General features: G+C 55.6%; 9 protein-coding genes. 7 read left to right on the top strand and 2 right to left on the bottom strand.

Annotated elements, in window-relative coordinates; genetic code table 11:
* The first annotated feature begins 119 nt into the window (after positions 1 to 119).
* Complete coding sequence (locus AC1D2Q_RS18445) at positions 120 to 635, top strand: methylated-DNA--[protein]-cysteine S-methyltransferase (protein ID WP_096480759.1); 516 nt, start codon at positions 120 to 122, stop codon at positions 633 to 635.
* A gap of 30 nt (positions 636 to 665) precedes the next feature.
* On the opposite strand, the gene AC1D2Q_RS18450 is transcribed toward AC1D2Q_RS18445, so the two are convergent.
* On the bottom strand, positions 666 to 1,541 hold the full coding sequence (locus AC1D2Q_RS18450) for a LysR family transcriptional regulator (protein ID WP_477814106.1): 876 nt from the start codon (positions 1,539 to 1,541) through the stop codon (positions 666 to 668).
* Positions 1,542 to 1,655: 114 nt separating this feature from the next.
* On the opposite strand from AC1D2Q_RS18450, the gene AC1D2Q_RS18455 reads away from it, so the two are divergent.
* Positions 1,656 to 2,873, top strand: coding sequence for a YbfB/YjiJ family MFS transporter (locus AC1D2Q_RS18455; protein WP_477814107.1), 1,218 nt, complete (start codon positions 1,656 to 1,658; stop codon positions 2,871 to 2,873).
* Between the two features lie 16 nt (positions 2,874 to 2,889).
* Here the strand turns inward: AC1D2Q_RS18455 and AC1D2Q_RS18460 are convergent, their stop codons facing one another.
* Positions 2,890 to 4,701 carry an ABC transporter ATP-binding protein gene (locus AC1D2Q_RS18460; protein ID WP_477814108.1) on the bottom strand — a complete coding sequence of 604 codons (1,812 nt, stop codon included), beginning with the start codon at positions 4,699 to 4,701 and terminating at the stop codon, positions 2,890 to 2,892.
* 246 nt (positions 4,702 to 4,947) lie between these two features.
* Between AC1D2Q_RS18460 and AC1D2Q_RS18465 the strand changes: the two genes are divergently transcribed.
* From AC1D2Q_RS18465 to AC1D2Q_RS18485, 5 genes are all read left to right on the top strand, one after another.
* Entirely contained in the window at positions 4,948 to 5,361 is a 414-nt protein-coding gene (locus tag AC1D2Q_RS18465; protein WP_477814109.1) for a VOC family protein, read from the top strand.
* 604 nt (positions 5,362 to 5,965) lie between these two features.
* Entirely contained in the window at positions 5,966 to 6,694 is a 729-nt protein-coding gene (locus AC1D2Q_RS18470; RefSeq protein WP_477814110.1) for a winged helix-turn-helix domain-containing protein, read from the top strand.
* A 12-nt stretch (positions 6,695 to 6,706) separates the two neighbouring features.
* Positions 6,707 to 7,462, top strand: a complete 756-nt coding sequence (locus AC1D2Q_RS18475; protein ID WP_018928260.1) for an EAL domain-containing protein — start codon at positions 6,707 to 6,709, stop codon at positions 7,460 to 7,462.
* Positions 7,463 to 7,500: 38 nt separating this feature from the next.
* Entirely contained in the window at positions 7,501 to 8,169 is a 669-nt protein-coding gene (locus AC1D2Q_RS18480; protein WP_477814111.1) for a winged helix-turn-helix domain-containing protein, read from the top strand.
* Positions 8,170 to 8,660: 491 nt separating this feature from the next.
* Positions 8,661 to 10,055, top strand: coding sequence for an undecaprenyl-phosphate glucose phosphotransferase (locus AC1D2Q_RS18485; protein WP_477814112.1), 1,395 nt, complete (start codon positions 8,661 to 8,663; stop codon positions 10,053 to 10,055).
* Positions 10,056 to 10,281: the final 226 nt, after the last annotated feature.

The raw sequence follows: 10,281 nt of genomic DNA on the forward strand, positions 1-10,281 counted from the left end.
CAGAAACAGAGGGAACGGTTCAAAAGCAGTAGGCAAGTATGGCTGCAATTGCGTATTGCGCCTCCCCGGTGAGGCAGTATGCTGGGCCCCTGTTCAACACGTGTGCGGAGTCCGCCGGCATGACCTACACCTTCACCACCCTGGCGTCGCCGGTCGGCGAGTTGAAGCTGGTCGCGAAAGGCACGCGTCTGGCGGCCATCCTCTGGGAAAACGACAAACCCGGCCGGGTAAGACTGGGGCCGATGAGTGAAGCGGCGGACAACCCGATCCTGATACGCGCCGCACAGCAGTTGCGGGAATACTTTGCCGGCACGCGTAATCATTTCGAGCTGGAACTGGACTTTGCCGGGACGGACTTTCAGAAGCAGGTGTGGCAGGCATTGCTGACGATTCCGTTTGGCGAGACGCGCAGCTACAGCGAGATAGCCCGGCAGATCGGCAATCCCAGCGCGGTTCGGGCGGTGGGCGCGGCCAACGGCAAAAATCCGATATCGATCGTCGCGCCGTGTCATCGGGTGATTGGGGCGTCGGGGAAATTGACGGGGTTTGCCGGGGGGCTTGAGGCCAAAGAGCGGTTGCTGACGCTGGAAGGCTGTGAATGGTCGGGGGCAGGCAGGATGGGTGATTTGTTTTGACTGAATGGGCACCGACACGAACAACCTGACTTATTCATTCTCCAGTGCAAACGCCTCGACAATCTGCTCAATCACCGCCCGCACCCGCGCGGTATGGCGCAGGTCCGCATGGGTCACCAGCCACACTTCATACGGCAACGGGCGCGTGCGTTCCGGCCAGAGCCTGACCAGCCCATCGCGCTCGCCCATGTACACCGGGATCTCCCCCACCCCGAGACCTGCGGCAATCGAACGACGCACCAGCAGGCTGGAACTCAGGCTGGCGACAATCCGCCCGCGGCTCAGGGGTTCCGAGACCAGGGTCATGTTCTTGTTGCCCTGCAAGTACGGCTGATACACCACCAGATCATGCCCCTCGAAGGCCGAGCCCGGTTGCGGCATGCCGTTGGCGTCGACATAACTTCGCGAGGCGAACAGCCCCACCGGCCAGCGCGCGATGCGCCGGGCGATCAGGTCGGGATTGTCCGGCCGGGTGTTACGCACGGCAATATCCGCCTCGCGCTTGGCCAGGCTGAGGATTTGCGTGGAGGCGTCCAACTGCACCCGCACGTCGGGGTGCACCGCATGCAAACGAGCGATGGCCGGGATCAGAAAATCGATGGCCAGAGAATCGGTAGTGCTGACGCGCACATTGCCGATCAATCGTTCGTCGAGGCCCTGAATCTGTCGCTCCAGCTCAAATGCCGAGTGCTCCATCTTTTCCACGGATTGCAACGCCGCTTCGCCGACCGCGGTCAGCGCATAGCCCTCGGAGGTGCGCAGAAACAGGGTCGCGCTCAACGATTTTTCCAGCGCGGCGATTCGCCGGCCGACGGTTGCCTGATCGACCTTCAGCACCCGCGCTGCACCGCGTAATGTCGATTCGCGACAAACCGCCAAAAACACTCGCGCATCATCCCAATTCATAGCGTTTCCTGTAGTGATGCATATACGCATCATCGTAGCGCGAAATCGCAGCAATATTGCATCAGTGTTCCTCGATATGCTTGAGGCCAAACACAAACTCACAGGACCGCTCCCATGCACAGCACATCCCTCGACACTGGGCGCAGCGCGATCTGGCTGCCGATCTTCGCCGGCCTCTGCGCCAGCCTGGTCAGTATTGGTCTGGCGCGTTTTGCCTACACGCCGTTGATACCGTCGTTGATTCAGGCCCAGTGGTTTTCCGCCAACGACGTGGTGTACCTCGGCGCCGCCAATCTGGTGGGCTACTTGATCGGCGCACTGATCGGCCATCCGCTGGCCCGTCGCACATCCAACAAAACCGCTTTGCGGCTGATGATGCTGGCGGTGACACTGGCGTTTTTTGCCTGTGCCTTTCCGTTATCGGTGAGTTGGTTCTTCGGTTGGCGTTTGCTGTCGGGGATTGCCGGTGGCGCGATCATGGTGCTGGTGGCGTCGACCGTGTTGCCCCATGTGCCCGCCTCGCGCCGAGGCCTGGCCAGCGGTGCGATTTTCCTTGGCATCGGCTTGGGCATTGCCGGCTCAGGCACCCTCGTTCCACCGCTGCTGAGCCTTGGCTTACAGAACACTTGGCTTGGGCTCGGCGCCTTGGCCTTGATTCTGACCGCCGCCAGCTGGTTTGGCTGGCCGTCATCCGTTGCCAATGAAACGGCTGCACCACACGCTCAGCACACCAAATCGCCGTTTGATCCCAACCTTTATCTGCTGTTTGCACAGTACGCGTTCATGGCTGCCGGGCTGGTGCCAGCCATGGTGTTTCTGGTGGATTACGTGGCACGCGGCCTCGGTGCCGGGCCCCATGTCGGTGCACTGATCTGGCTGATGTACGGCCTCGGCGCGATAGTCGGGCCGGTGAGTTATGGCTTTCTGGCCGATCAACTGGGGGCGAAGCTGAGCATCCGCCTGGTGCTGGTGGTGCAGGCGATTGCCGTCGGCCTGCTGGCGATATCGAGTTCGTTCACCGCCCTGGCCCTGCTGGCAGTCATCCTCGGTTCGTTCCCGCCGGGCATCGTGCCGCTGGCGCTGGCCCGGGTGCATGAGCTGGTGCCACAACACCATCAACAGCAAGTGGCCTGGAGCCGAGCCACGGTTTCATTCGCAACCTTTCAGGCCATCGCCGGGTTTGCCTACTCGGCGCTGTTCAACGCCAGCGGCGGTCATCACGGGTTACTGTTCGTCATCGCGGCCGGGGCCATCGTCGTCGCGCTCTTGCTGGAACAGGCCTTGCGCTTGCTGAACCTGCGCGACCGGATGATGCCGGTGAGTTGTTCATGATCGCCCAAGTTTGCGGCTATCGATAACCACGCGCCTGCACGTTGAACAACTGCGCATAACGCCCACCCACCGCGACCAGGCTGTCGTGATCGCCTCGCTCAAGGATCGCCCCCTGATCCAGCACGATGATGTGGTCGGCATTGCGCACGCTGGAGAAGCGGTGAGAAATCAGCAACGTCATGCGCCCTTCGGTATGTTGGCTGAAATGCTCGAACACCGCCGCTTCCGCCGCCGGATCCAGGGCCGAGGTCGGTTCGTCCAGGATCAGGATATCGGCGTCGCGGCGCATGTAGGCGCGAGACAAGGCGATCTTCTGCCATTGCCCACCGGACAGTTCCTGCCCACCGGCAAACCACCGTCCCAATTGCGTGGCGTAACCACGATCCAGACGCTCGATGAAAGGCGCGGCCATGCCTTCGGCGGCCGCTTGCTGCCAACGGGTTTCATCGTTGAACGCCAGGGTGTCGCCCACACCAATGTTCTCGCCGACGGAGAACTGGTAGCGAATGTAGTCCTGGAAAATCACGCCGATGCGCCGTCTCAGCGCCTCTTCTTCCCAGGCCTGCAAATCACTGCCATCCAACAGAATGCGGCCCTGATCAGGGCGATACAACCGCGTCAGCAACTTGATCAGCGTGGTTTTGCCCGAACCGTTTTCTCCCACCAGCGCGACACTGTGTCCGGGCAACAGGTGCAGATCGATGCCCTGCAAAGCAGCGCGGCTCGCCCCCGGATAACGGAAACCGACACTCTCGAAACGCAACCCATCGCCGGGCACCGCACCCACTGTAAGGCTTCCGGCATCGGCCACCACCGGTTCGGCCAGATACTCATAGAGGCTCGACAGGTAAAGACCATCCTCATAGAGACCGCTGATCGCGCTCAAGCTGCTGCTCACCGCCGTCTGCCCCTGCTTGAACAGCACCAGGTACATGGTCATTTGCCCGAGGCTGATGCTGCCGTGAACGGTATCGACCACGACCCACGCATAGGCCAGATAAAACGCCGCGGTGCCCAGCAGTCCCAGCACAAATCCCCAACCATCGCGACGTAACGTCAGACGCCGGTCTTCGGCGTAGAGACGAGCAAACGTGTCCCGATAACGCTGCAACAACAGCGGCGCGAAGCCAAACAGCTTCACCTCTTTGATGTAGCCCTCATGGGAGAGCAGTGTCTCGATGTAGTTCTGCTGCCGACTCTCCGGCGCCCGGCGCGTGAACAGCCGAAAGGCATCCCCGGAAAAGTGCGCTTCGGCAAAGAACACCGGCAATGCCCCGACCACCAGCAGTACCAGCGCCCAGGGCGAAAAATGCACCAGCAACACGCCAAAGCTGATCAACACGATCAGGTTCTGGATCAGCCCCAGCGACTTCATCACCAGCGCCAATGGCCGGGTCGATGCCTCGCGCCGCACCCGAACCAGTTTGTCGTAGAACTCGGAGTTCTCGAACTGCACCAACGATAACGTCTGGGCCTTCTCCAGAATCATCGTGTTGACCTTCTGCCCCAACTGCACCCGCAACAGCGACTGCTGCACCGACAGTGCGCGCTGCGTCCCGGACAGCAACGCAAGCACGCCCGCTTCAAACAGCACATAGCGCACGACCGGCCACAACGGTGCGCTGCCCTGTTGCGCGTGCAACTGCATCGCGGTAACTACCGCGTCGACAATCCGCTGCCCCAACCAGGCCGCGAGTGCCGGCAGCACACCAGCGATCAGCGTCCCCAGCACCAACCCCAGAAACAGCCCGCGGGACGTTCCCCAGACCAGCAGCAAGGCACGCCTCGCCYGGTCGAGCAAAGAGGCGAAACGGGTAAGGACAGGCATGGGCGATGGACTCGGTGGCGGATGTAAAGGGGCGCTGCAGGTCATACTGTATGGGGAATGAGCGACGCCCGCTTTACGTGGATATGAGGCGATAAGCCTCGCCTCGCCCATAGGAAAAACATCTAAAAAAGTATCGTCGCTCACCACGTTTTAGCGCTTTGCTATGAGGAGTCAATGCCTATCGGGATTGGAAGACGAACCTGAACGTCCAACCAATGTGCCCCACTCCATCACCGGGAGCAGAACATGAAAATCACCCCCTACCTGATCTTCAACGGCGACTGCCAGGATGCCTTCAACTTCTACGCCAAAAGCCTGCCTGGCCAGATCGAAGTCATGATGACCTTCGGCGAAACCCCGGCTCGCGACCATGTGCCGGCGGACTGCCACAACCTGATCATTCATACGCGCCTGCTGGTCGGGGATCAGTCGATCATGGGGTCGGATACCACACCCGATCGCCCCAGCGCCGGCATGAGCGGTTGTTCGGTGTCATTGAATTTCGACAGTGTGGTTGAGGCAGAGCGAGTGTTTGCGGCATTGGCGCAAGGCGGGAGTATTCAAATGCCATTGGAGACGACGTTCTGGGCGGCACGCTTCGGGATGCTGGTCGATCGGTTTGGCGTGTCATGGATGATTAATTGCGAAAAGGGCCAATGATGGGCCCAAGACTAATACTTAAGTATAATGGCCCCCTGATATCAATCTTAGCTTTTTTTATTCAATAACCAGACGGAACAACTACATCGTTCAAAAAATCAGCTCTTGACATAAAATATTACGAATACAACGCAAAAGGAGTCAATTAATATGCCCCCCCCGCTCTCATTCGCCCTAAAAAGAGGCAACAGTTGAACTGGCGCCTTTCGAGCGCGCACCTGAACTGCCATAGAACACCGTGGAATATCCTTATAAATCAACTCCAGATATCAAAAATGCGGACTTCCGCACAATTTATACGCAAGACATCTCAGTGATGCCTCGTTCTGTAGCCCAATCCGCGGATCAGCCACGCCTCAGTGTTGATCATAGAAAAGTCAACCTCGAGGGCCTAGTCCGACGCAAAGGCGCTCACCAACTAATTCGGATATCAGAAAATCAAATTGGCTAAAGCCTCCACAGTTGGCTATGTCATTGAATCAACTGAAACTACTGGCGATAGAATGGCACCTGTTGACAAGCTCAAAATGTTATAAAAAGTCAGATAATTTCAGTATTTTGTGTATTAAGATTGCAACGCCAGCACATATGAGTAATTTGCACGATGAGTACTGAGAGCAAAATCGAAAATAGCCAGAGGGGTATTCTCGCTATTGGGCGCACTTGGCGCTCGGCAGAGAAACTTCGACAGTTATTTGCACCCAATCTCACGCCTATATATACATTAGATTATACAAACCCATTAAGCCCAGATAACGAAGCTCAAGCCCACGATGCCGTACTAATCGACATTGAAAGCCCTTCCATTCTTAATGACTGCCTGGCGCTCATCAAGAAATTACGTACGAGCCCAACAGAACTGTCCATTATCGTTGCAATCAATTTTCGTGCTCCGCAAACAAAAATTGAATGTTACCTGGCCGGCGCCGATCATTGTATCAATGTACCTAACGACCAGGATGAAAAAGCCAGGTTAATTTCAGAGTTGCTCGAAACACCTGAATGGCAGTCCGCCATTAAGTTGACCCTGGACCAAACATGCCTGCACTTATACAACGATGAGTTCAAACTGGATCTGGCTTATCAGGAAATGAAAGCCCTGGATGCGCTTATTAATGCGGAAGGTAATATCCTGCACCACGATTGCATGGCCGAATCCATGGGTTTGAATATCAAGCTTTATGACTCACGTGTTCTGGAGAAATCCATCAGCCGCCTTCGAAACAAAATCAAAAAGCACTTCGGCATTAACATCATTCATAGTGTTCGCGGTTATGGCTATCGATTACTTCGAGGGGTCGTCTCAGTAAAGCAAGCAAACTTTCATTCTTAAAGGGACTAAACGATGGAGTCCAGCAGGCAATATACCGTGCAAGATAACTTCGCATTGGTTTTCTTCAGGCAATCAATCCTCAAGCGAAACGATGAATTGTTCGGCAGTGAGATTTATGCCAAAGCGACCAAACAACAGACACCTCTGAACAAGGGGTATCAGCCGTTGCATCCCGATCACCCACTGGCGATTTATCGTGAAGTACTGATGCGGATCCAATTAAATGCCCTTTCACAGATCGAGGCCACGTCGTCTCCATCCGTACAGACACCCAATAAATTATTCGTGACCATGAACCAATCCGCGTTATTGGATAAAGCGTTCATCCGAGAACTGAACGACGCTCAAACGACACTCAAGAAGCATGAACAACAGTTAATCCCCAGCATTAACGGCAGTTCGCTCCTTTCGTTCAATCTCAAAGAAAAAAGAACCATTATCAATCACATCCATTTATTGAAGGACAACGGGATCGAGATTGCTTTCGACGGCTATGACTTAAGCGATGACAGCGCTGAAAAACTGATCAGCCCGAAGCTGTTCGATTACATAAAAGTGGACCTGACCCGATCCAATTTCGACATCATGGTCGACAACAGCCAGGACTTTTTCAACAGATCTTACGACTGCCTGAGCAGCATGATCCATGACAGTAAGATCAGATTCATCGCGGACCGGGTCGAGCACAAAGCACTGCACACACTGGCCCGCAGCATGCCTTTCGATTTTTTCCAGGGGAGATACTACTCTCCGACCGAGGTTATTTAAGCTTTAAAAATTTCACCAAACTAGGAAGGAGCCTTATTGTGAATACGTCAAACAACAGCTTTCTAATTTTCACCCGAGATCAACTGGCGCGACAAGCTATAGAATCGCTTCTCGCACAACGCCTGTATTTATCTTTTGAAATCGAATCTGGCAAACTCAGCAGCGAACGCATCCGAAAGAGTCGATTTACGCACATCCTGCTCGACCAGGCCGATATCTCGCTAAGCGATGTCAGCTTTATCCGCAAGAATCAAAAAGATGCGGAAATCATACTCATAACTCCCAACTCGGAGCATTCAGAACTCCATCACTTTTCGCATTTCGGGGTTGATGGTTTTCTCAAGAAACCGGTGGCAGACGAAGAGTTCATCTCTGCAGTCAGCCGAATTAAAGAGTCTCAGGGTAACCCCGACATCTGGTGGTTTAATGCCGACGATAGAACATTAATCAAGGAAGATATAACCATCCCATTGACCGGAACCGAATCGTTAATGCTCACCCAACTGGTCATCAGTGATCGACGGGTACTTAGCAAAAACGATCTTATTCTACGCATCGATAAAGATCCGGAGAATTACAGCGGCCTTGAAATGTGCTTGAGCCGGCTGCAGAAAAAATTCAAGACGGCCGCCAACGGGGAACGTCTGATTCGTTCGGTCAGAAACCGTGGTTATTGCCTGGCACAAAGGATCAGAATCGCTTACTGAGTGAGATCGCAAGAACAATAACAATAAATGCGATTTTCCACCCCACCCAATACCGCTTGATTGCCTAACCACCTCGCCTTGTACTTCCTGCCGCCTGCCCCTCGCACATCTTTCTCTCCATCGTTCCTGCCGGGGTCCTCCCCATGGCGGGCAAGCGCTTATCGGAATGCTGTAATTTTATAGACGATTTAGCGATGCCCTCCTAACAAAAGAGCACGACCTTTTATAACAGGGGCACTGGAAGTAGTGTCCGTTATAATTCGTCAGACACCCACAAAGATTAAGGTACTAGTATAAAAACCGGACACTGAGACAACCGTATCAGCTGACTTGAACACAACATTCGGATGGCCAGCCATAGCCCGCGTTATTCCCTTCCAATAATAAAAATAACTTCTGACCGAACTGCGCTCGCTCAGCCTTTGCGCGCGGCTGCCATTTATTAACCGTCGACTGATACACAACGTGGCGCACGCCCGAGGGACACCGCGATGGTACATAATCGTATTAATCGAAACAGCATATCCAAAGGACTGACCTTCTGGGGGCAATGGATAATTGCCATCACTTCGGTCAATGTGTTGTTATTTGCTTTGGCGTTGTACCAGACAGGAGAAATCGAAGCTCATTATCGTGTGCTTGCCGTGCTGACTTTCCTGGGCTCGGTCCCTTCCTACTCGCTGCTGCTGGTCTATCACAAGCAACATGGATACCTCTCCGGTCTGGGCCGACTGCTGCTGGGATGGCTGCTGACGCTGGCCGGGATGACCAGCATTGGCTTTCTCAGCAAGACCAGCGAATTGTTCTCCCGGGAAATCATCATGGTCTGGGCTGTGGCAGGTTATTGCGTGCAGGCCTTGCTGTACCTGCCTTTGCACAGCTTTTCCAGGCACTACCATCGGCAACTGCACAGCCAATACAACACCCTGATCATCGGCACCGATCAATTGGCGGTGAATCTGGCGGACAAACTGGCCAAAACCGAGTTTCCACCGCTGGTCGGTCTGATCAGCTCGAAACCCAACGAGCTGTCGACCAACCTCAATACCCACCGGATCGTGGGCCAGTTGCAGGAGCTGCGCGAGCTGATCCGGGTGCACGATGTCCGGCGGTTGTACATCGCGCTGCCCTTGAGCGAAGCCAAACAGGTGGAAGCACTGTATATCGACCTTCTCGATTCGAATGTGGATGTGGTCTGGGTTCCCGACCTGGGCAGCATGACGTTGCTCAATCACTCCGTCAGCGAGCTGGATGGCCTGCCCGCCATCCACCTCAATGAAAGCCCGCTGACCAGCTACCCGACGGCGGCGCTCAGCAAGACCCTGCTGGACAGAGGTCTCGCCGCCCTGGCGCTGATCGCCTTCAGTCCACTGCTGCTGGTGATCGCCGTCGCAGTGAAGATCTCCTCCCCGGGGCCGATCATTTTCAAACAGGAACGGCACGGCTGGAACGGCAAGATCATCAAGGTCTGGAAGTTCCGCTCCATGCGCCTGCACGACGACCATCAAGTCCGCCAGGCCGGCCGTGAAGACCCTCGCATTACCCCGGTTGGCCGTTTCATTCGACGCACGTCCATCGATGAACTGCCGCAGTTCTTCAACGTACTGCAAGGCCATATGGCGCTGGTCGGGCCGCGGCCGCATGCGATTGCCCATAACGACTACTACACCGGCAAGATCCAGGCCTACATGGCCCGTCATCGAATCAAACCGGGCATCACCGGGCTGGCCCAGATCAGTGGCTGCCGTGGCGAAACCGAGACCCTCGACAAGATGCAAAAGCGCGTGGAGATCGACCTCAACTACATCAACAACTGGTCGTTGTGGCTCGACATCAAGATCCTGATCAAGACACCCTTTACGCTCTTTTCCAAGGACATCTATTAACCGCTGCGATTCCCCCCGCCTGTTCTTCAGCTTGTGGCTAACAGAGCCGCAGTCCGGGCAGTCAGATCTCTGACTGCCCGAGCCTATCTCCCCGCCTCACCCCATTCGCCCTCTGTTTTGTAGCCTGCCAACGGCTGCGTTCACCCGTAGCAGCTGTCGAGCCTGCGAGCCTGCGAGGCTGCGTTCGGCTGCGCAGCAGTCGTCAAACCAGAACATGCGGTGTATC

The sequence above is a fragment of the Pseudomonas sp. P1_A1 genome (assembly GCF_056406935.1).